Raw genomic sequence first — 21085 nt, 5'->3', positions numbered from 1 at the left:
GCCCAGCCCGGCTGGCGGCGAGGCGGAGAGTGGGCGGGGGAGGCGGGTCGGCAGCCGGTCTCAGGCCCCGCACGCGCGGGCGGTCGCCGGGTGCACGGCCACGATGCCCAGCTGCCGCCGCCGCGCACAGGCCGCGGCCAGCACCTCGTACGGCTCCTCGCCCAGCAACTCGACCAGCTCGTCGCGCAGCGAGACGTAGACGGGCTCGGCGCCCACGTGCGCCTCGGGCGAGCCTGTGCAGTACCAGTCGAGGTCGAGCCCGCCGGGGCCCCAGCCGCGGCGGTCGTACTCGCCTACACGGGTGTGGAGGATCTCCACCTCGTCGGCGCGGTCCTCCCAGTCGTGGGTCACGCGCAGCGGCAGCTGCCAGCACACGTCCGGCTTGGACTCCGGCAGGCTCCGCCCGGTGCGCCCGGCCATGTGGTGCAGGGCGCAGCCCGACCCGGCCGGCCAGCCGGGGTCGTTGAAGAAGACGCAGCGCCCGCCCAGTTTGCGGGTCCGCAGCGCCGGCTCCATCTCGCCGTCGTCGCCCGTCAGTTCATCCTCCTCGAGCCACACCTCGTTCTCGGAGTTCTCGGCGGCGGCGGCCGCGAACGCGGCGTCGCGATGCTGCCACTCGCCGGGTGCCAGGAGCGAGACGTTCCGGGTGAGGCGCTCACGGTCCTCGTCGTCCGAGAGGAACGCGCCGTGCGTGCAGCACCCGGACTCCGGTTGGGAACTGTCGATGCCGTGGCAGGCGGGCGTGCCGAAGACGCACGTCCAGGACGAGAGCAGCCACGTCATGTCCACTGAGATGAGATGCTCGCCGTTGGTCGGGTCGGGAAAGCTGTACCACTCGCGAGGGAAGTCCAACGGGACCTCGGGGCGAGGGGTACCCGGGGTTGTAGAAGGTTCGGTGGCGGTCACAACCAGCGACCGTAGACCGTTTAGGGTGGGCGTGTGAGATTAGGTGTCCTGGACGTCGGGAGTAACACGGTTCATTTCGTCGTCGTCGATGCGCATCGTGGTGGCCACCCCACGCCCATGAACGACTCCAAGACCCGCCTGCGTCTCATCGAGTACCTGGATCAGGACAACAGCATCACCAAGACCGGCATCGCCCGCCTGATCGACGCGGTGAACGAGGCCGCCGATCTCGCCAAGGCCACCAAGTGCAAGGAGGTCATGGCGCTGGCGACCTCCGCCGTGCGGGATTCCGCGAACTCGGACGAGGTGCTGGCCAAGGTCGCCAAGGAGACGGGCGTCGAACTGCGGGTGCTCTCCGGTGAGGACGAGGCGCGCATGACGTTCCTCGCGGCGCGGCGGTGGTACGGCTGGAGCGCCGGGCGGATCCTCAACCTCGACATCGGGGGTGGTTCGCTCGAGCTGACCAGCGGGGAGGACGAGCTGCCGGAGCACGCCTTCAGCCTGCAGCTGGGCGCTGGCCGTCTGACCCACGACTGGTTCAAGACGGACCCGCCGGAGCGCAAGCGCATCAATCAGCTTCGCGACTACATCGATGCGGAGCTGGAGGGGCCGGCCAAGGAGCTGCGTGCCGCCGGCGATCCGGATGTCGCCTGCGCCACCTCCAAGACCTTCCGGATGCTGGCACGCCTGACGGGCGCGGCGCCGTCGTCCGAGGGGCCGCGGGTCGAGCGGATTCTCACCGCGGCCGGTCTGCGCCAGGTGATCGCGTTCATCTCTCGCATGACCGCTGCGGACAGGGCAGAGTTGGAGGGCGTCAGCGCTGATCGTTCGTATCAAGTGGTGGCCGGCGCGTTGGTCGCGGAGGCGTCCATGCGTGCATTGGGGTTGGAAAGTGTGAAAATCTGTCCGTGGGCTCTGCGTGAGGGGCTCATTCTTCAGCGTCTCGACCGGGACGTGGGCGGCGACGGGAAGGGAAGCTGACGATGGCCGAGGATTCTGACGGTCAGCAGATCACCGTGGCGGAGCTGCTCAAGCGCATGGGCGCGGAGCAGCAGGAGGTCGCGCCCACCGGGCGTCGGCGCCGCCGGGCTGACGAGGGTGGGGTGAGTGTCTCCGAGCTCACCGGTGAGATCCCGCGCATCACCGATGACACGGTCCTCAGCGGCCGTGCGGCGCGGCGTCATGCGCGCGAGGCGGAGGCTGCCGAGGGCGGTTCGTCGCCGTCGGCGGACGGGCCCCGGGCGACGGGCGACCAGACCGGTGCGGGCGCGGGAACCGCGCAGTCGGGGGCGACGGGTAGGACGACGACGCCGCCCACACCGCAGCCGTCCACCCCGAAGTCGGGGCAGGCTCCCGCGTCGGCGTCGCAGGCGCGCCCGTCGGCGACACAGCAGTCGCCGACCGCGCAGCAGCCGCCGGCAGCGCAGCCTTCGGCGGCCCAGACCGCCAGGATCCCGGCCCAGCAGCCGGGCGCCCGGCAGCCGGGGGCCCGGCAGCAGGCACCCGCACAGCAGGCACCCGCACAGCAGGCACCCACACAGCAGGCGCCCGCGCAGCAGCCGCCCGCCCCGGGGGCCGGTGCTCCCGCGACCGCGGACGAGACGCCCGAGGGGCAGCCGCAGGAGAAGCGTCGCGGTCTGTTCGGCCGTAAGCGCAAGGAAAAGGACCAGGCCGCGGCGCGCCCGACGGGCGCCTGGACCCCTGATGCGCGCGATGATCGCGGGCCGTCCGGGGCCGGTGTGGCCGGTGCCGCGGCGGCGGGTGGCGCTGCTGCCGGTGCCGCGGGTCTTGCGGGCGCCGCCGCGACCGGCTCGGGTACCGGTTCCCAGGCCGGTCCCGGGCAGCCGACCGCCGCGCAGACGCAGTCTCAAGCGCAGACGCAGGCACAGGCGCCGACGCGGGCCAAGGACTCCACCGCGGGGGACACCGCCGCGGGGGACACCGCCGGTCGGGCGGACTCCGCCCCGGCCCGGCAGCAGGCGTGGGGCGTGCCGACCGGCAGTGGCTCCACAGCCCACAGTGCTCCCGAGGCTCCGGCCGGCGTGGTCGCCGCAGGCGCGGCCACCACGGACAAGGCCGCAGACAAGGCCTCAGACAGGGCCACAGACAAGAACAGCGATGCGGCTCCCGCCGCGACCGCGCCCGCTCCAGGCGTCAAGGACGCTGGCGCGGTCACCGGTTCAGCCGCCCCCGAGGGCACTGACACTGACGGCCGCGAGGGCTCCTTCGGCCGGGCTGCGGCTGCTGCCGCGGGCGGCGCCGGCGTCGCCGGGATGACCGCGGCCGCGGTCTCCGGTGACCGGGACTCCGCACCGGCCACGACGGACCGGTACCGCGACGCCGACTCGGACACCGCGCGTGCCGATCACCCGGATGCCACGCGTGCCGATCACGCGGACACCGAGCGGTCGCCCGCGTCGCAGTGGATGATCCTCGTCGCCCAGGTACTCGCCTCCGCGGTCGCGGGCGCGGCGCTGTTCATCGGCTTCCAGTTGCTGTGGACCGACCTGCCGTGGGTGGCGTTCGCGCTGGCGATCATCGTGATCGTGGGGCTCGTCGCCATGGTGCGCGTGCTGCGCCGGTCGAATGACACGGTCAGCATCGCCCTGGCGGTGATCGTGGGCATAGGCGTGACCTGCGGGCCGCTCCTGCTCAGGCTCGTCACCTAGCGGCTCCGCACCAGCACGTACCGACTCCGCCCGCATCCGTTTCCGGATGCGGGCGGAGCTCATTTCAGCGCGCACGTCAGCGGGGCGGCACGCCGGGGCCGGCCCGCGGCGGTGTGGCACTGTGATGGGCATGACGAGAATCGCAGTGGTCGGTGGCGGACGCATCGGAGAGGCCCTCATCGCGGGTCTCCGCGAGGCCGGGACCCCGGGGTCGGACATCGTGGTGATCGAAGCCGTCCAGGCCCGCGCCGACGAGTTGGCCAAGAAGTACTCCATCCTGCCCACGACCCTCGACATCGGGTGTGAGGGCGCCGATGTGATCGCGATCGCCGTGAAGCCGCAGGATGTGCCCGCGGTGACCGAGCGGGTCGGCGACGCCATCTCCGACAGCGTCCACGAGTCGATCGTGGTCTCGCTCGCCGCGGGTGTCTCGACCGAATCGCTCGAGACCAGACTCAGCGCCGGCTCGCCGGTCGTGCGGGTCATGCCCAACACCGCGATGCTCGTGGGCCAGGGCGTCTCGGCCATCTGCAAGGGCCGGTTCGCGCGCGACGAGCATCTCGAGCAGGTGCGGTCGATCATGGAGAGCGTCGGCGCCGTCGTCGTCGTCACCGAGGCCCAGATGGACGCGGTGACGGCCGTGTCCGGGTCCGGCCCCGCCTACTTCTTCCTCCTCGCCGAGGCGCTGATCGACGCCGGCGTGGAGCAGGGCCTGCCCCGCGACGTGGCCACGACCCTGGCCACCGGCACCGCGCTCGGCGCCGGCGCGATGCTCGCCGGCGGTGGCGAGGGCCCAGGACAGCTCCGCTACAACGTCAGCTCGCCGGGCGGCACCACCGCAGCGGCGATCCACCGCCTCGAGTCGGGAGGCCTGCGCGCGGCGGTGGCCGATGCGGTCGAGGCCGCCGCGTCGCGGTCCCGCGAGATGGCGCGGGCCGTGATCGAGGACGACGACGAGATCGACTGACCCGCGGCGCACGCCCACCCGCACGCACCCGCCGGCCTCGACGAGGACGGCCCGGGCGGCTGCCGGGAGGGCGAAGCAGCGAGGGAGGCGACCCGCCAGGTGAGAGAAACCCCACCTGGCGGGTCGTCGCTTTTAGCACAAGCCCAGTTCAGAACGGGTGAACTCAGGTCTCGGCGGCGTGTCATTGAAGTAATTCGCCCACTCCCGTCGCATTGATCACAACTTTCACGCTAGGCTCATCTCCAGCACGTGCGTGTCCGTACCGCAGGAGGGGAAGCCTGCGGCGCGACGCGTGCCACGAAGGGTTGTGACGATGGCGACTACCGACAAGACCGAAGGCGGCTCGCAGCCGGCGGGGGGCTCCCAGTTCCTCACCGTTGCCGAGGTGGCCGCGCTGATGCGCGTGTCCAAGATGACGGTCTACCGACTCGTGCACTCCGGCGAGTTGCCGGCCGTCCGGGTGGGGCGCTCGTTCCGCGTCCACGCCAAGGCCGTGCACGAGTACCTCGACACCTCGTACTTCTCCGCAGGCTGACCCGACCGGGGCGGAGGTACATTCCGTCCCGGACCCATTTTCGTCGCGGACCCGCCTGCAGGTAGGCTGGACTGGTTCCGTTCCGGCTCGAGAAGCCCGCTTCAGACGCCGGAGCGCAAGCCAAGGTCCACGACCAGTAGTCGACAGGTAGGTGACCCCGATATGGGTTCTGTGATCAAGAAGCGCCGCAAGCGTATGTCCAAGAAGAAGCACCGCAAGATGCTCCGCCGGACTCGCGTGCAGCGTCGCAAACTCGGTAAGTGAGTCCCGCGGCGCGCTGATCGCGCCCGGACTCACGCCTGTAGCGGATGCCCGTCGCCCCAGTGGTGGCGGGCATCGGTGTATTTCCGGCCGGGGCCGGTTCGCACGGCACGTCGCGGCTAGACTCGGTCGGGTGAACACCGAAGCTTCCAGCCGCCCGCCGGCGCGTGCTGTCGCGGTCGTCGGCGGCAGTCGCTACCTCGGCGCGCACCTGGTGGGCATGCTGCTCCGGAACGAGTCCGTCGAGCGCGTGCTGGCCATCGACTCGGTCAAGCCGTCACCCCAGCACCGCAGGCGGATGCGTGACGCCGAGTTCGTCCGGCTCGACCCCCAGTCGCCGCGTCTGCAGGGGATCCTGCGCGAGGCGGGGATCGACACCGTGGTGCACGCCGGGCTGTTCCACACCGACTTCGCGCCGGGCGGCCGGGCGGCCGTCAAGGAGTCCAACATCATGGGCTCGATGCACGTCATCGCGGCGTGTGGCAGGGCCTCGACCGTCAAGCGGTTCGTGCTGATCTCCTCCACCACCGTCTACGGCTCCTCGGGCTCGGACCCGGCCATGTTCACCGAGGACATGGCCGCGCGCCGCCAGCCGAGCGGCGGCATCCCGCTGGACCACCTGTCCGTGGAGGGCTATGTGCGGGGCATGTCCCGCAAGCGCCCGGACATCGACGTGACGATCCTGCGCATCCCCGCCATCCTCGGGCTGCCCGAGCCGACCGTGCTGGGGGAGCTGCTGCTGCCGTCGGTCGCGCCGGTGCTTGCCGGTTACGACCCGCGGGTCCAACTGCTGCACCCGCAGGACGCGTTGGACGCGCTGCTCCACGCCACCCTCGGGGCGGCGCCGGGCACGTACAACATCGCCGCCGAGGGTGTGCTCACGCTGGCCCGGGCGATCCGCCGGGCGGGCCACATCCCGCTGCCGGTGCCGCCGCAGACCTTCAAGTACGCGGCCCGCATGCTGCTCAGTCGGGGGCTCAGGGACATCGGCCCGTCGCAGATGCGGTACCTGCGCTTCGGCAGGGTGGTGGACACCACCCGCATGCGCAAGGAGTTCGGCTTCCAGCCCAGCTACACCACCGACGAGGCCCTGCACGCCTACCTGGTCGACTCCGGGACGGAACCGCTGGTCACCCGTGCCTCGCTGGAGCGGAAGGTCGCCAAGCTCGAGAAGTTGCTACCGGGGCCCGTGGCCGACCGGCTGCGCGCGGGCGTGGACACCACCATCGGTGAGCTCGAGGCGATCGGGGCCCTGCCCGACCGCATGGAGGAGGCGTTGTGAAGGGCCCGGAATTCGATCTGAGCCAGCCACTCGGCGGCCCCCGCTGGGGTGAGGGCCGCCGGGACGCCCGGAGTGACCGGATGGTCGGGGAGGGCTTCCTCGGCGCGACCACCAGCAGCGACGCCGCCGCCACCGAGATCGGGCGGATCGTCGACAGGTTCCTCAGCTCGATGCGGGCCACCCTCGGGCAGATCGTGGAGGCCGTGCCGATCGATGTCGAGATGCTCGCGCCGGTCCGCGATCTCGCGCGCGGCGTGGACGTGATGCTCGCGACCGGCGACGTCAGCGCGCTGTCCGGGATGGCCGAGGCCATCAACACCGCCGGGGAGATCCTGGCGACCCGCATCACCGGCGGCTACGAGGTCGACGAGTTCGGCTTCGACGAACACTTCTACACCAACGTCTGGCTGCCCCTTTGGCGCCCGCTGTTCGAGCACTGGTTCCGGGTCGAGGTGATCGGGGCGGACAACATCCCGGACGAGGGCGCGGGGTTGATCGTGTCCAACCACGCCGGCGTGCTCCCGCTCGACGGGCTGATGACCAGCGTCGCGGTCCACGACCACGGTGGTCGTGCCCTGCGTCTGTTGGCCGCGGATCTGGCCATGACGCTGCCCGTGTCCGCGCCGCTGGCCCGCCGGGCAGGCGCCACCCTGGCCTGCAACGCCGACGCCGAGCGACTGCTCGAGGACGGTCACGTGGTGGCCGTGTGGCCCGAGGGGTTCAAGGGCCTCGGTAAGCCGTTCGCCGACCGCTACCGACTGCAGCGCTTCGGCCGCGGCGGGTTCGTGTCCACCGCGCTGGCCGCCGGCGCGCCGATCATCCCGTGCTCGGTCGTCGGCTCGGAGGAGATCTACCCGAAGATCGGCGAGATCCCGGCGCTCGCGCGGCTGCTCGGACTGCCGTACATGCCCATCACCCCGACGTTCCCGCTCCTCGGCGGGCTCGGCGGTATCCCGTTGCCCACCAAGTGGACGATGGAGTTCGGCGAGCCCATCGAGACCGCGCACCTGGGGCCGGACGCTGCCGACGACCCGATGGTGGTCTTCGAGATCACCGACCAGGTCCGCGAGACCATCCAGAACACGCTGTTCCGGAACCTCGCGCGACGCGGCAGCGTCTTCTTCGGCTGACCTCGCGCTACGCGCCGCCGGGGCGGGAGGAGTACTTCGACCGCATAGCCGCCCCGGCGCCGGCGATCCCGCCGACCGCCAGCACACCCGGCACGGCCTTCTTGGCGGCCTGTCGAACCGTGCGGAAGTCCTTGACGTTCCAGCCGTTTTCCGAGGCGTACTTCCGCAGCTTCGAATCCGGGTTGATGGCCACCGGGTGGCCCACCATGGTCAGCATCGGCATGTCGTTGAAGCTGTCCGAATAGGCGTAGCACTTCGACAGGTCGAAGCCCTCCTTCTCGGCGAGCGTGGCGATCGCATGCGCCTTACCGGGCCCGTGCAGGATGTCGCCCACGAGCCGGCCGGTGTAGACGCCGTCCTTCTCCTCGGTGACCGTCCCCAGCGCGCCCGACAGGCCCAGCCGGGTGGCGATCACGCGGGCCAGCATCACCGGCGTGGCGGTGACCAGCCAGACCTGCTGACCGGCGTCGAGGTGCATCTGCACGAGCGCCCGTGTGCCCGGCCAGACGCGGTCGAGCATCGAGGTGTCCACGACCTCCTCGCTCAGCGCGGTCAGCTCGGCGACGGTGCGGCCCTCGACGAACGCCAGTGCCTTGTCGCGTCCGCTCGCCACGTCGTCGGCGTTCTCCTCGCCGGAGATCCGGAACTTGGCCTGCGACCACGCCAACCCCATGATGTCCTTGGCGGTGAAGAACTTGTGCTTGGCCAGCCCGCGGGCCAGCAGGATGATCGAGGCACCCTGGATCAGCGTGTTGTCCACGTCGAAGAACGCGGCCACCTGCGGGTCGGCGACGAACGGCTCGACCGCGTGCCCGTCCGCCGGGACCGGGGCGTCGGCCAGCGGGGTGCCGGTCTCCACACCCTTCTCGATCTTGACGGCGTTGTCAGCCGACGCCTTACCCGCCATGCGCTGGATGCGATGGCTGCGACGCCGGTAGGCCAGGCGGCCGATGGCACTCGTGACGTCAGCGCGACCGGGCAGCCGCATGCCGAACACGGCCGGCCGGCCGTCCGACCCCACCTGCTCGTCGGTGAAATCCGACGCGTCCGCGCCCGGGGACTCCGGGTCGAGGCCGTCGGCGGGCGTGGTGTCGGCGTCGTCGTCGTTCACCTGTCGTGACCTCCTGGGGGCGATGGGCCCCATCCTAGGGCAGCCCTGGGGCGGTCGGGCACTATCTAGGCATGGTGCACGGTGTGACGTTGTTGACGCGCGAGGGCTGCGGGAGCTGCGTGCGGGTCCACGATCAGCTGGTCCCGTTGTGCGCGCGGGCGGGCGCGCGGCTGGAGGTGACCGACGTCGACCTGGCCGCCGATCGCGAGCTCGCGATCGAGTACGGCGACCGACTGCCGGTGGTGTTGGTGGACGGCTCCGAGCACTCCTGTTGGGAGGTCGACGACGACGAGCTCGTCGCCACGCTCGCCGACACCGAGCCGTTCGCGGGTTGGGACTAGACGTCGTCCGCCTCTTCCGGCAGTTCGGGGACCCCCGGCTGCCCGGCGCCCCGGAGCGCCCGGAGGAACGTCGCGTGGCGCAGCAGGAACGCGCCCTCGTCGAGCTTCTTGCGCCGCATCCAGCCGGTCACCTCACTGTTGTGCTTGCTCGCGTTGCAGGACGCGCAGGCCGGGACCACGTTCTCCACGGTGTAGCGGCCACCGCGGGAGATCGGCTGGACGCAGTCGCGCTGCAGCGCCGGCCCGGTCTCCCCGCAGTACGCGCATCCTTCCCAGGCGTCGAGGATCTCGAACCACTGCTGGTCGGTGAGATCGTTGTCCACCCGGGACAGCCGCCGCTGACGGCGCCTGGCGTAGCGGGCGCGGGTCGCCGGCGACGCCGACGAGGAGTATCTGCGGCGGGGAGGCACGGGGGAGGTCCTTTCGTGGGGCGGGCCGGCGGTCGGTGCTGCTCACGGACGGCGCGCGGGGTCCGCCGCGCATAGCATTGACCCCGGTGACGGTTTTGTCCCGGGGTGCCATGCGGGTTACGGTGGATCGCGTTACGGGTCGTACGCAGGCTTCACCGCCGCGACCGTCCCGGCAGGTCGGTCCCGGCGTGGGGCCGGCCTGTACGCAGCCGTGCACATCGACAGGAGACGACCGACTGTGGAGCAGCGTTCCGCGAGTTCGTCCTGCGGTGCCCTGTCCGTTCATTCGGTCTCCGGCCCGCGCGGTGGCGGCCGTCCCGATGCCGCGTCCCGGGCCGTCAGGCCACGAGTTGACGAGCTGGCATCCATTCTGGCATGGGCCCGTCGCGCCCCGGCGGCCGGGGGTCGGTTGTGAGCATCCTCCTGGTGGGTGTCTCCCATCACAGTGCGCCCGTTTCGCTGCTCGAGGCCGTCGCCGTCTCCGAGGTCGACCGGGACGTGCTCACCGAGGAACTGATCGCGGGTGAGCACATCGACGAGGCGATGATCGTCACCACCTGCAACCGGGTCGAGGTGTACTCGGCCGCCAAGGCGTTCCACCCGGCGCTCGACGACGTGGTGGCGCTGCTGTCGAGGCATTCCGGGATGGCGATCGACGAGCTGAGCCGCCACCTGTACATCCGGTACTCCGAGGCCGCAGCCGAGCACCTGTTCTCCGTGGCCTCGGGCCTGGACTCGATGGTGGTGGGCGAGCAGCAGATCATCGGCCAGATCCGCACCGCCTACCAGTCGGCGTCGGAGATCGGCGCGGCCGGGACGACACTGCACCGTCTGGCCCAGCAGGCGCTGCACGTGGGCAAGCGCGTCCACACCGAGACCGGGATCGACTCGGCCGGTGCCTCCGTGGTGTCGGTCGCGCTGGACCGGGCCGCCGAGATCCTCGACGCGACCGGCCTCGACCCGGCCGGCTCGGCCGCAGACGGCCCCGGCGCGGGCCGCCACCTCGACGGGCGTCGGGCCGTGGTGCTCGGTGCGGGCGCGATGGGCGGGCTCGCCGTGGCGCACCTGGGCCGCGGCGGCATCTCCCACATCGACGTCACCAACCGCACCGCCGAGCGGGCCGAGCGCCTGTCGGAGATCGCCCGCGACGCCGGCACCCCGGCCGCGGCGTTCCCGCTCGAGGAACTGGCCCGCGCGGTGTCCAGGGCCGACATCCTCTTCACCTGCACCGGAGCAGTGGGCACGGTCGTGACGCTCGGCGACGTGCACACCGCGCTCGCCGGCCGCGGCGAGCTGGGCCACCTGGTCATCTGCGACCTCGGGATGCCGCGGGACGTCGACCCGGCGGTCGCCGGACTGCCCGGCGTGACGGTCCTGGGCATCGAGGCCCTCAAGGAGGATCCCGCCACCTCGGGCGCCGCCGCCGAGTCCGACGCGGCCCGCACCATCGTCGACGCCGAGCTGACCGCGTACACCCAGGCCGAGCGCATGGCCGAGGTCGGCCCGCTGATCGGCAAGCTGCGGGGACGCGGTGGGCAGGTGGTCGCGGCCGAGATGCGGCGCCTCGAGGCACGCCTGCCGGGAATGGACGACAAGGTGCGCGACGAGGTCGCCAACACCGTCCGCCGGGTGGTCGACAAACTTCTGCACCCGCCGACGGTGAAGGTCAAAGAACTCGCCGCCAGGTCGGACGGCGAGGACTTCGCGGCAGTGGTGAGCACATTGTTCGATCTGGACAGCATCGTGGATGAGGAGGCGTCATGAGCAGGATCCTGAAGGTGGGAACGCGCGGCAGCACGCTGGCCACCACGCAGGCCGGGCACGTCCGTGACGCGCTCATCGCGGCCGGATACCAGGCCGAGCTGGTCATCGTGCAGACCAAGGGCGACGTCGTGATGGCGCCGGTCGAGCGGATCGGCGTCGGCGTGTTCACCCTCGAACTCCGGGCCGCGCTGGAGCGTGGGAACTGCGACATCGCCGTCCACTCCTACAAGGACCTGCCGACCGCACGCGACGAACGGTTCGCGCCGATCGCCGTGCCGCCCCGCGTCGACCCGTCGGACGTGCTCATCGCCCGGGACGGTCTGACCATGGCCACGCTCCCCGAGGGCGCCCGCGTCGGCACCTCCGCCCCGCGCCGGCGCTCCCAGCTCGCGGCCCTGCGGCCCGACCTGGACCTGCACCCGCTGCGCGGCAACATCGACACGCGGATGGGCTACGTCACCAGCGGCGACCTCGACGCGGTGGTCCTGGCCGCCGCCGGACTCGACCGCACCCGGGTGGGCGAGCGCGCCACCCATCGGTTCGGCATCGACGAGATGTTGCCGGCCCCCGCCCAGGGAGCGTTGGCCGTCGAAGCACGTGCTGACGATCCGGACGCGATCGCGGCCCTCGCCGTCGTCGACCATCTCCCCACCCGGGTGCGGATCGCGGCCGAACGGCGCCTGCTCGCCGACCTCGAGGCCGGGTGCACCGCGCCCGTGGGCGCGCGGGCGGAACTGTCCGGGATCGGTCCCGCGGACTCCGCCTTCGCCGGTACGGACCCCGCCGCCGACCGGGTCGCCGCCGACGCCGAGCTCACGCTCCACGCGGTCGTCGCCGCCCACGACGGTTCCACAGTTCTACGCACCCACGGGACCACCGTCCCCGCGGAGCACCCCGACGGCCCCCTCGCGGCCGCCGAGGAGCTCGGACGCACACTCGCGGCCGAACTGCTCGACCGGGGCGCGCGAGACCTCATGTCCGACGAGTCGCCCGAACAACGCGACCCACTCGTACCCAGGGAGTCCACGACGGCGCCACCGACCGTCCGCGACTCCTGACCCGCCCACGAACTCCCCACTCGCGCGCAGCCAGCGCGCGACACCCATCCCACGGAGAGACGAACAATGACTCGAGCACGCAACACCCGCCCCGGAACCGTCCGCTTCGTCGGCGGAGGTCCGGGCAACGCGGGGATGCTCACCTGCCGGGCCCAGGAGGTCCTCGCCGGAAACGCACTGGTCTTCGCCGACGCCGACGTGTCGGCCGAGGTGCTCGCGCTGGTCGCCACACAGGTGCCGGTGCCGCAGGAGATGCTCGACGCGCGGCAGGCCGAGATGGACGCGGCCGTCGCCGCCGAGGACAAGGCCGAGGTCAAGCGTCTCAAGGCCCTGCCCGCCCCGACCGCGGCCGACATCCGGCCCGTGCTGGGCGAGCCCGCGGCCGTCGCCAAGCAGCTCGTCGCCGAGGCCAAGAAGGGGCGCGACGTCGTCCGCCTGGTCGCCGGTGACCCCATGACCACCGACGCCACCGTCACCGAGATCGCGGGCGTCGGCCGCACCGTCGTGCCGTTCGAGGTCGTGCCCGGCGTCGCCGAGGCCACCGCCGTGCCCGCCTTCGCCGGCATCGCGCTCGGCTCCGGCTACGTGTTCGCCGACGGTCGCGGCAAGGTCGACTGGGCGGCCCTCGTCGGCTCTCCCGGACCGATCGTCCTGCGCACCACCGGGCGCCACCTCGCCGAGGCCGCCTCCAACCTGGCCGAGCAGGGCCTGGCCGCCGGTACGCCGGTGACCGTCACCTGCTCCGGTTCGCTCTGCGCCCAGAAGTCCGCCGACGGCACCCTGGCCACCATGGCCGACGTCGGGCGGGACATGGAGGGCGACCTCGTCGTGACCATCGGCAAGTCGGCCGGCGAGCGGCACCGCCACCAGTGGTGGGAGTCGCGTGCCATGTTCGGCTGGAACGTGCTCGTGCCCCGCACCAAGGCCCAGTCCGCCGAGATGAGCGACCGCATCTCCGAGCACGGCGCCGTGCCCGTCGAGGTGCCGACCATCGCGGTGGAGCCGCCGCGCAGCCCCGCCCAGATGGAGCGCGCCGTCAAGGGGCTCGTCGACGGCCGCTACCAGTGGGTCGTGTTCACCTCCGCGAACGCCGTGCGTGCCGTGTGGGAGAAGTTCGTCGAGTTCGGCCTGGATGCCCGCGCCTTCTCCGGCGTGAAGATCGCTTGCGTCGGCGAGGGCACCGCGGCACGCGTCCGTGAGCTGGGCATCCAGCCGGAACTGCTGCCCTCCGGCGAGCAGTCCAGCCTGGGCATGCTCGAGGTGTTCCCGCCGTACGACGACGTCCTCGACCCGGTCAACCGGGTCCTGCTCCCGCGCGCCGACATCGCCACCGAGACCCTCGCCGAGGGCCTGACCGACCGTGGCTGGGAGATCGAGGACGTCACCGCGTACCGGACCGTGCGTGCCGCTCCGCCGGCCGCCGAGATCCGCGAGATGATCAAGACCGGCGGGTTCGACGCCGTCTGCTTCACCAGCTCCTCGACCGTGCGAAACCTCGTGGGGATCGCCGGCAAGCCGCATGCCCGCACGCTCATCGCGTGCATCGGGCCCCGGACCGCCGAGACCGCCGCCGAGTTCGGACTGCGCGTGGACGTGCAGCCCGAGAACGCCTCGGTGCTCGAGCTGGTCGACGCCCTGGCCTCGCACGCCGACCACCTGCGCGCGGCCGGCGAGCTGCCGCCGCCGCGTCGTCGCGCGCGTCGCCGCTGACCGCGACCGCGGCAACGCGCCCCCGAGTTCTCCCGAGCTCCGGGGGCGCGCTCGTCGGTGGGGGAGAGTAGCTGGTGACGCCGTCGCGCGCCGCCGTCGGGTGGTGGACTTTCGTAGAGTGGAGGGCGTGATCGAATTGCCGCAGAATCCTGCCGCCCCCGTAGTCCGACCGCGACGCCTCAGGAACACTCCTGCGATGCGTCGACTCGTGGGGGAGACCACGCTGGAGGCCCGGCAGCTGGTGTTGCCGGTGTTCGTTGCCGACGGAATCGACGAGCCGCGGCCCATCAGCTCCCTGCCCTCCGTCGCCCAGCACACCGTGGATTCACTGCGTCGCGAAGCCGCCTCGGCGGCCGAGGCGGGACTCGGCGGGATCATGCTCTTCGGGGTACCGCGGGACGAGGACAAGGACGCCCGCGGCAGCTGTGGGGTCGCCCCGGACGGCATCCTCAACCGGGCGTTGGCGGCGGTCCGCGAGGAGGTCGGTGACGACCTCGTCGTGATGGCGGACACGTGCCTCGACGAGTTCACCGACCACGGGCATTGCGGAGTACTCGGTACCGGCCCCCGCGGCGAGGTGGTGGTGGACAACGACGCCACGCTGACCGCCTACAACGAGTTGGCGGTCGCCCAGGCGGCGGCCGGAGCCCACGTCGTGGGGCCCAGCGGGATGATGGACGGGCAGATCGCGTCCATCCGCGCGGCTCTCGATGCCCAGGGGCATCAGGACGTCGCGGTGCTCGCCTACAGCGCCAAGTACGCCAGCGCGTTCTACGGCCCGTTCCGCGAGGCGGTCGGCTCGTCCCTGCAGGGTGACCGCAAGACGTACCAGCAGGACCCCGGCAACCTGCGCGAGTCCCTGCGAGAGGTGCGGCTGGATCTGGACGAGGGGGCCGACATGGTGATGGTCAAGCCGGCCATGTCGTATCTCGACGTCCTCCGCCAGACCGCGGAGATCTCCGACGTCCCGGTCGCGGCCTATCAGGTCTCCGGTGAGTACGCGATGATCTCGGCCGCGGCCGAGCGGGGCTGGATCGACCACGATCCGGCGGTCATGGAATCGCTCCTGTCCATCCGCCGTGCCGGTGCCGACATCGTGTTGACGTACTGGGCGCTGCTCGCCGCGAAGCTGCTGGCCGAAGGCCGTGGTCGGCGGTGACCTCCAGCGGACCGTGGCGGCCGCCGGCCCCCGACGACACCGGCGGGGCCGGCCCCGTCGCCGGGTCCGGCGGGGAGGCCGAGCTCGACCGGCCCTCGCCCCCGCCCCCCGAGGAGATCCGCGCGGCCTGGGGCCTGTGGCTGGCCGCGGCGGTGTTCGCGTTGGCGGGCATGTTGCTCAACGCGGCGACCGCGCGGCTCACGGATCTGCCCGTCGCCACCCAGGGCGCCTTCCGCGACGCCGTGGATAACGCGGGCACGACCGACATCTCCATCGATTCGCTGTTCCAGCTCGCGCTGGCCGTCGGTGCGGTGTTCGCGCTGCTGGCCGCCGCGCTGACGGTGTGGCTGGCATTCCGGCTCCGGGCGGGCAGGGGCTGGGCCCGCACCATGCTCAACCTCATCGCGATCTTTCTCGTGATCGATGCGGTGTCCGTCGTCATCGGCGTGTTCGGTGGCGTGGCCGGCGCGGGTGACCGTGACGAGGTCGTGAGCTTCGTCGTTGTCGCCCTCCAGATCCTCGCGGGGCTGTGCGCCGCCACCGCGGTCTGGCGCCAGCACACCGCGGAGGCGCTCGCGTACACCAAGGGCGACAGGGGGACCCGTGTCGGCAAGTGAACCGGCCCGGATCCGGCCGGGCGCCGAGCCCGAGGGGCCCGTCCTGTACGCCGAGGACGGCTGGAGCTGGGCCTGGATCCTGGCGGCCCCGCTGTTCTGCACCGCGGCCGGGTTGTTCGAGTGGCTCACCGATGCGCCGGTGCACTGGCTGATGCTGACCATCTGCGCGATCGCGTCCGCGCTGTGCCACGGGGTCATGATCGCCGCCACGCGCGTGCATGGACGCGTCCGGCTCACCCCCACCGCCTACTACCAGGGCACCGAGGAACTCGACCTGGCCCACGTCGAGCAGGTACTCCCCCCTGCCGGCGCGGGCCCTGACGAGGCGTCCTGGCAGACCGCCCGCACGCTCGGTGAGCTACGCGAGGTCCCGCGGCGACGCGGGGCCGTGGGGCTGCGTCTGGACACCGGCGCCGAGGTCCGCGCATGGTGCCGCCGTCCCGCCGCGTTGCGTGCGGCTCTGGTCGACGCCGTCGGGGCCGCCGATGCGTCGTCGGGCCCGGCATGAGGGCTCGGCGTCACGTCGTCGTGGCGACTGTCGCGGCGGCCCTGGCCGTGCTCCTGTGGTGGCTGTCGCGGGGGTCGATCGAGGTCGTTCCGCCCGCCATCGACCCGCCCGTGGACGGCACCGTCGTCCGCACGGTCACCGACACCCGGTTGCTGCTTGCCGCCACCGTGTCAGCCGGTCTGGCGATGGTGTTCGCGACGCTGTCGATCCTGAGTGCCACCTCACGTCTCCGAGGCTGATATATCCACTTCTGCCTGGGGTTTCGTGGCGGATCAGCGTGTCACGGTAACGATCGGATGACGGTTCGCTGAGTGCTTGCCCGGCGATTCCACGTGGTGCGCACCACACGCTACTGTTGGGAAAGTTCGGACGTATGTGGCCATGGTGAAAGCCTGCGGCGAGGCGTCCGATTCTCGGGAAGACACCTACAGCACATGGAATTGGGGATCGGTGCAGCCATCTAGCACTTTCGTTGGCACCACCGCGGTCGTGGGAGCGATCGCACTGCTGGGATCGGGAGTGGCCGCAGCCGCCCCGGTGGAGTGGCAGGAATGTACTGAGATGCTCGGCGTGGAGTCCGAATACCTCCCCGCCGGGATGGAGTGCGGGACCGTCGAGGTGCCCGTCGACTACGGCGACCCGGCCGGCGCCACAACCAAGGTCGCGCTGACCCGGATCAAGGCCTCCTCGGGACAGGCCAGGTCCACCGTGTTCGGCAACCCGGGCGGGCCGGGAAACTACGCGCTCAACTTCTGGAACCCGCCGCTGGACGGCTCCGCGCCGGCCGGGCTGTACGAGAACCACGACCTGGTGGCGGTCCAGCCCCGCGGCATGTTCGGCTCCAACCCGATGGTCTGTGAGGTCGAGTACGTCGGCCCGAACTCCGCCAACCCGCTGCACGACGCGTGCTTCGGCACCGACCCGGCGTACATGAAGTCCATGACCACCGAGAACGCCGCGCGCGACACCAATGCGGTGCGCGAGGCGCTCGAGCTCGCCGAGATCGACTACCTGGGCGTGTCCTACGGCACCGCGATCGGCACCGACTACGCGACGCTGTTCCCCGAGCACACCGGGAAGATGGTGCTCGACTCCAACACCCACCCCGACTGGCGCTGGTCCGAGCAGGCGCAGCAGGGCGCGTTCGCGCAGGAGAAGCGGATCAACGACATCTTCGGGTGGATCGCCGAGCGGGACGAGTACTACGGGCTCGGTGACACCCCCCTGAAGGTGTTCCACTCCTGGAAGTGGGTGACCGACCAGGAGGTGGGCGGCCCCGCCAACCTGACGCCCCCGCCGGCCGAGACCCGTGACCTGCCGGTCGAGCTGCGCGGAACGGTGCTCGAGCAGCCGGCCATCGACGTGGTCAACACGACCGCGCCGGGCCGCGCCCGCGTCGAGGGCTTCGCCCGCGCAGCCGCGCTGCAGGGCCTGACCAACAACGCCACCACCGGTCTCTACGACGCCACCGTGGGCGCCACCTACAACGAGCAGGCGTGGCCGATGCTGGCCCACATCCTGAAGTACTACAACGACGGCGGCCAGATCGCCCGGGTCGACTACGAGACCGTCGGCCTCATGCTCGCGGCGCAGGAGAACCGCTCGCCGGTCTACCGCACCGACATCGAGATGAACGCGATCATCACCTGCAACGAGACGGCCGCCCCGGCCGACCAGCTGGGGGTGACGGCGGCCAAGATCGACAAGGCCACCGGAGGCAGCCGACTCGCGACGCGCGCCGCGGTCGAGGCCGCCGGCGACGACTGTGTGGGCTGGGATCCCGTCGCCCGCACGATCGACCCCAGCGGAGACGAGCTGGACGTGAAGCCTCTCGTCCTGCACTCCGAGGACGACGCCGTGACCCCGATCGCCGGGGCCCACCGCGTCGCCGACGCCATGGGCGGCACGCTGGTGACCGTCGGGGGCGGCGACCACGCCGTGTTCCGGACCGGTAACGAGGCCGTCGACCGGATCGTCATGGAGTTCCTCGAGACCGGACAGGCCACCCCCGGCCACGTGCCGGGCAAGCCGTCGCCGGACCCGCTGCCCAAGTGGGACGCGGCCGACCGCGCCTCCGCCGCCCAGGAGGGCATGGGGGCCCCGGTCGAGGGCGCCGACGACTGGTACGGCACGCACCGCGACGCCGCGACCGCGCCGGTCACCGGATCCGTCGAGGCCGCACCGGTGAACGCGGCCCCCGCGCCGGTGATCCCCGCTCCGGCCCCGCTGCCCACCCCGCAGGAGGTGCACGCGCAGGCGCAGAAGGCGCTGCAGGACGTGGCCGGTCAGATCGACGCGGCGGCCAAGTCGCTGTTCACCCCGCCGGCGCCGCCGGCATAGCCGCAGGCCACGCACCGCGGGGGAGAGCTCGTCGGGCGTCTCTGAGACACTGGAGGGGTGACGAACCCGAGTGATGCCCTCCCGACCCCGACCGGCCTGTCAGGCACCACGCGATCGGCCGAGCTCTTCGCGGAGGCCCGAGAGCTGATCCCCGGTGGGGTCAACTCCCCGGTCCGCGCCTTCAACTCCGTCGGCGGAACCCCGCGTTTCATGCGTGAAGCGCGGGGTTCTCGCATGACGGACGTCGACGGCAACAGCTATATCGATCTCGTGTGCTCGTGGGGGCCGATGATCCACGGCCACGCCCACCCGGAGATCGTCGGCGCCGTCCGGTCCGCGGCCTCCCGCGGCCTCAGCTTCGGGACCCCCACCGAGGGTGAGGTCGATCTGGCGCGCGAGATCATCGCCCGCACGTCCGTGGAGGAGGTGCGACTGGTCAACTCGGGCACCGAGGCCACCATGAGCGCGGTACGCCTGGCCCGCGGCTTCACCGGCCGGGCCAAGGTCATCAAGTTCTCCGGCTGCTACCACGGCCACGTCGACGCGCTGCTCGCCGACGCCGGCTCCGGGGTGGCCACGTTCTCCCTGCCGGACTCGCCCGGCGTCACCGGGGCCAGCGCCCACGACACGATCGTGCTGCCGTACAACGACGTCGACGCGGTGCGCCTGGCGTTCGCCAACCACGGCGACCAGATCGCCTGCGTGATCACCGAGGCCGCCGCCGGCAACATGGGCACGGTCCCGCCACTGCCCGGGTTCAACGAGGAACTGCGCAGCCTCTGCTCGGCAGGCGGCGCGCTGCTCATCATGGATGAGGTCATGACCGGCTTCCGTGCCGGTGACCGCGGCTGGTGGGGGATCGACGGCGTGGCCGGCGACCTGACCACCTTCGGAAAGGTCATGTCCGGAGGCCTGCCCGCGGCCGCCTTCGGTGGTCGCGCCGACGTCATGGCGGCCCTCGCCCCGGCCGGGCCCGTCTACCAGGCCGGGACCCTGTCCGGAAACCCCGTCGCAGTGGCCGCCGGCCTCACCTCACTGCGTCTGGCCGACCACTCCTGCTACTACACGCTGCAGACCAACGCCGACCGGCTCGAGGCGCTGATCAGCAATGCGCTGCACGCGGCGGGCGTGGCCCACACCATCCAGCGTGCCGGCACCATGCTCAGCACCTTTTTCACCGAGGACCAGGTCACCGACTACGCCGGCGCCAAGGCCGCCGAGTCGTTCCGGTACGCACCGTTCTTCAACACCCTCCTCGATCGTGGGATCTACGCGCCGCCGAGCGCGTTCGAGACCTGGTTCGTCTCCACCGCGCTCACCGACGACGACTTCCAGCACATTGCCGATGCGCTGCCGGTCGCCGCCGAGGCAGCAGCCGCCGCCACCGCCCCGGACAACGCCCGATGAGCGGGAACAAGCGAGGCCTGCGCGCGAGGTTCGCAGTCCCGGCGACGGGCCCCACGTCACTGCCGATCCCCCTGCGGGGTGATCACCCCGCCCCCGCCGACGCGCCGCCGTCGCTGGCCGGGCCCGGTGCCGCGGCCGACGCCGGTGACGCCCACGTGTCGACCGAGGCCGAGGGATCCGAGGCCTATGGCGCCGAGCCGGGGACGATCGCCGCGCCGGGTGAGCCGCGCTCGTCGTCGTCGACCTCACGTGACGCCTCGGCCCGTGGTCCCGAGACACAGACGATCGTCCACCTCGTGCGCCACGGTGAGGTACACAACCCTGACGGCGTCCTGTACGGGCGGCTACCCGGCTTCCGGCTGTCCGAGCTGGGCCGGAGCCAGGCGGAGACCGTGGGGCGGGTGCTCGGTTCCGGGCACGACATCGTCTCGATCGTCGCCTCGCCGCTGCAGCGCGCGCAGGAGACCGCGGCCCCGCTCGCCGAGCGGCTCGGGCTTCCGGTGGGGATCGACGAGGACATCATCGAGGCGGACAACCGGTTCGAGGGAAACAAGGTCGGCGGGCGCGGCGGGGCGCTACGTGACCCCCAGTACTGGCCGATCCTGTTGAACCCGATGCAGCCGTCGTGGGGCGAGCCGTACCTGCAGATCGCGCACCGGATGATCGGGGCCGTGTACTCGGCCCTCGACGTGGCGCGCGGACACGAGGCGGTCCTGGTCAGTCACCAGCTGCCCGTCTACACCACCCGTCGTTTTCTCGAGGGCCGCCGACTGTGGCACGATCCGCGCAAGCGGCAGTGCTCGCTGGCGTCGATCACCTCGCTGGTGTTCGAGGGCACCACACTGCGCGACATCGTCTACTCGGAGCCGGCGGGTGCGTCCGACCCGTCCCAGACCGGAGCCTGAACGGA

The 21085-nt window shown here is 71.7% G+C and carries 21 protein-coding genes; 18 read left to right on the top strand and 3 right to left on the bottom strand.

Features of this window, described 5'->3' with window-relative positions; all coding sequences use genetic code 11:
* Window positions 1-60 precede the first annotated feature (60 nt).
* A complete protein-coding gene (locus ACWIE7_RS12145; protein WP_452098403.1) occupies window positions 61-906 on the bottom strand; it encodes a hypothetical protein in 846 nt (281 codons plus the stop codon).
* Between the two features lie 33 nt (window positions 907-939).
* Between ACWIE7_RS12145 and ACWIE7_RS12140 the strand changes: the two genes are divergently transcribed.
* From ACWIE7_RS12140 to ACWIE7_RS12110, 7 genes are all read left to right on the top strand, one after another.
* Entirely contained in the window at window positions 940-1887 is a 948-nt protein-coding gene (locus tag ACWIE7_RS12140; protein ID WP_230928460.1) for a Ppx/GppA phosphatase family protein, read from the top strand.
* A 2-nt stretch (window positions 1888-1889) separates the two neighbouring features.
* Window positions 1890-3575, top strand: a complete 1686-nt coding sequence (locus tag ACWIE7_RS12135) for a hypothetical protein (protein ID WP_454069339.1) — start codon at window positions 1890-1892, stop codon at window positions 3573-3575.
* A gap of 130 nt (window positions 3576-3705) precedes the next feature.
* Window positions 3706-4542 (top strand): pyrroline-5-carboxylate reductase, encoded by an 837-nt coding sequence (proC, locus tag ACWIE7_RS12130; RefSeq protein ID WP_454069338.1) that lies wholly within the window; start codon window positions 3706-3708, stop codon window positions 4540-4542.
* 313 nt (window positions 4543-4855) lie between these two features.
* Window positions 4856-5077: a helix-turn-helix domain-containing protein gene (locus ACWIE7_RS12125; RefSeq protein WP_452098406.1), complete on the top strand. Its 222-nt coding sequence runs from the start codon at window positions 4856-4858 to the stop codon at window positions 5075-5077.
* Between the two features lie 162 nt (window positions 5078-5239).
* Window positions 5240-5341, top strand: a complete 102-nt coding sequence (locus ACWIE7_RS12120) for a 30S ribosomal protein bS22 (RefSeq protein ID WP_003855542.1) — start codon at window positions 5240-5242, stop codon at window positions 5339-5341.
* 130 nt (window positions 5342-5471) lie between these two features.
* Window positions 5472-6620 carry an NAD-dependent epimerase/dehydratase family protein gene (locus ACWIE7_RS12115; RefSeq protein WP_452098407.1) on the top strand — a complete coding sequence of 383 codons (1149 nt, stop codon included), beginning with the start codon at window positions 5472-5474 and terminating at the stop codon, window positions 6618-6620.
* Complete coding sequence (locus ACWIE7_RS12110) at window positions 6617-7750, top strand: lysophospholipid acyltransferase family protein (RefSeq protein ID WP_452098408.1); 1134 nt, start codon at window positions 6617-6619, stop codon at window positions 7748-7750. The genes ACWIE7_RS12115 and ACWIE7_RS12110 overlap by 4 nt, the downstream gene beginning before the upstream one ends.
* Before the next feature lie 7 nt (window positions 7751-7757).
* Here ACWIE7_RS12110 and ACWIE7_RS12105 read toward each other — a convergent pair whose 3' ends face one another.
* On the bottom strand, window positions 7758-8738 hold the full coding sequence (locus tag ACWIE7_RS12105; protein WP_454058546.1) for an HAD family hydrolase: 981 nt from the start codon (window positions 8736-8738) through the stop codon (window positions 7758-7760).
* A 206-nt stretch (window positions 8739-8944) separates the two neighbouring features.
* Here ACWIE7_RS12105 and ACWIE7_RS12100 point away from each other — a divergent pair, with 206 nt between their 5' ends.
* Complete coding sequence (locus ACWIE7_RS12100) at window positions 8945-9202, top strand: glutaredoxin family protein (protein WP_454058533.1); 258 nt, start codon at window positions 8945-8947, stop codon at window positions 9200-9202.
* Here the strand turns inward: ACWIE7_RS12100 and ACWIE7_RS12095 are convergent.
* Window positions 9199-9612 (bottom strand): HNH endonuclease, encoded by a 414-nt coding sequence (locus tag ACWIE7_RS12095; protein ID WP_454058532.1) that lies wholly within the window; start codon window positions 9610-9612, stop codon window positions 9199-9201. The two genes, ACWIE7_RS12100 and ACWIE7_RS12095, sit on opposite strands and share 4 nt — an antisense overlap.
* A gap of 411 nt (window positions 9613-10023) precedes the next feature.
* Here ACWIE7_RS12095 and ACWIE7_RS12090 point away from each other — a divergent pair, with 411 nt between their 5' ends.
* From ACWIE7_RS12090 to ACWIE7_RS12045, 10 genes are all read left to right on the top strand, one after another.
* Window positions 10024-11376 (top strand): glutamyl-tRNA reductase, encoded by a 1353-nt coding sequence (locus tag ACWIE7_RS12090; RefSeq protein WP_452098411.1) that lies wholly within the window; start codon window positions 10024-10026, stop codon window positions 11374-11376.
* Window positions 11373-12434 (top strand): hydroxymethylbilane synthase, encoded by a 1062-nt coding sequence (gene hemC, locus ACWIE7_RS12085; RefSeq protein ID WP_454069337.1) that lies wholly within the window; start codon window positions 11373-11375, stop codon window positions 12432-12434. The genes ACWIE7_RS12090 and hemC overlap by 4 nt, the downstream gene beginning before the upstream one ends.
* A 66-nt stretch (window positions 12435-12500) precedes the next feature.
* On the top strand, window positions 12501-14144 hold the full coding sequence (locus tag ACWIE7_RS12080; protein ID WP_230928450.1) for a bifunctional uroporphyrinogen-III C-methyltransferase/uroporphyrinogen-III synthase: 1644 nt from the start codon (window positions 12501-12503) through the stop codon (window positions 14142-14144).
* Window positions 14145-14262: 118 nt separating this feature from the next.
* Window positions 14263-15303, top strand: coding sequence for a porphobilinogen synthase (gene hemB / locus ACWIE7_RS12075; RefSeq protein ID WP_452098413.1), 1041 nt, complete (start codon window positions 14263-14265; stop codon window positions 15301-15303).
* Entirely contained in the window at window positions 15300-15920 is a 621-nt protein-coding gene (locus ACWIE7_RS12070) for a hypothetical protein (protein WP_452098414.1), read from the top strand. The genes hemB and ACWIE7_RS12070 overlap by 4 nt, the downstream gene beginning before the upstream one ends.
* A complete protein-coding gene (locus tag ACWIE7_RS12065) occupies window positions 15907-16428 on the top strand; it encodes a hypothetical protein (protein WP_452098415.1) in 522 nt (173 codons plus the stop codon). Before ACWIE7_RS12070 ends, ACWIE7_RS12065 begins: the two co-directional genes overlap by 14 nt.
* Entirely contained in the window at window positions 16425-16667 is a 243-nt protein-coding gene (locus tag ACWIE7_RS12060) for a hypothetical protein (protein ID WP_454058530.1), read from the top strand. The genes ACWIE7_RS12065 and ACWIE7_RS12060 overlap by 4 nt, the downstream gene beginning before the upstream one ends.
* Before the next feature lie 250 nt (window positions 16668-16917).
* Window positions 16918-18768, top strand: a complete 1851-nt coding sequence (locus tag ACWIE7_RS12055; RefSeq protein ID WP_454058529.1) for an alpha/beta fold hydrolase — start codon at window positions 16918-16920, stop codon at window positions 18766-18768.
* Window positions 18769-18864: 96 nt separating this feature from the next.
* Complete coding sequence (gene hemL, locus ACWIE7_RS12050) at window positions 18865-20175, top strand: glutamate-1-semialdehyde 2,1-aminomutase (protein WP_454058545.1); 1311 nt, start codon at window positions 18865-18867, stop codon at window positions 20173-20175.
* Complete coding sequence (locus ACWIE7_RS12045) at window positions 20172-21080, top strand: histidine phosphatase family protein (RefSeq protein ID WP_454058528.1); 909 nt, start codon at window positions 20172-20174, stop codon at window positions 21078-21080. Before hemL ends, ACWIE7_RS12045 begins: the two co-directional genes overlap by 4 nt.
* Window positions 21081-21085 lie beyond the last annotated feature (5 nt).

The sequence above is a fragment of the Dietzia sp. NPDC055343 genome, from assembly GCF_053645265.1.
Note: the sequence above shows the minus strand (reverse complement) of the source record. Positions and strands in the feature narration are given on the sequence as shown.

Bases quoted from the DNA above. Each gene is read 5' to 3' on its own strand.
- ACWIE7_RS12135 (WP_454069339.1), top strand. From the start codon at position 1,890: ATGGCCGAGGATTCTGACGGTCAGCAGATCACCGTGGCGGAGCTGCTC.
- ACWIE7_RS12080 (WP_230928450.1), top strand. From the start codon at position 12,501: ATGACTCGAGCACGCAACACCCGCCCCGGAACCGTCCGCTTCGTCGGC.
- ACWIE7_RS12060 (WP_454058530.1), top strand. From the start codon at position 16,425: ATGAGGGCTCGGCGTCACGTCGTCGTGGCGACTGTCGCGGCGGCCCTG.
- proC (WP_454069338.1), top strand. From the start codon at position 3,706: ATGACGAGAATCGCAGTGGTCGGTGGCGGACGCATCGGAGAGGCCCTC.
- ACWIE7_RS12045 (WP_454058528.1), top strand. From the start codon at position 20,172: ATGAGCGGGAACAAGCGAGGCCTGCGCGCGAGGTTCGCAGTCCCGGCG.
- hemC (WP_454069337.1), top strand. From the start codon at position 11,373: ATGAGCAGGATCCTGAAGGTGGGAACGCGCGGCAGCACGCTGGCCACC.
- ACWIE7_RS12120 (WP_003855542.1), top strand. From the start codon at position 5,240: ATGGGTTCTGTGATCAAGAAGCGCCGCAAGCGTATGTCCAAGAAGAAG.
- ACWIE7_RS12105 (WP_454058546.1), bottom strand. From the start codon at position 8,738: ATGCGGCTGCCCGGTCGCGCTGACGTCACGAGTGCCATCGGCCGCCTG.
- ACWIE7_RS12125 (WP_452098406.1), top strand. From the start codon at position 4,856: ATGGCGACTACCGACAAGACCGAAGGCGGCTCGCAGCCGGCGGGGGGC.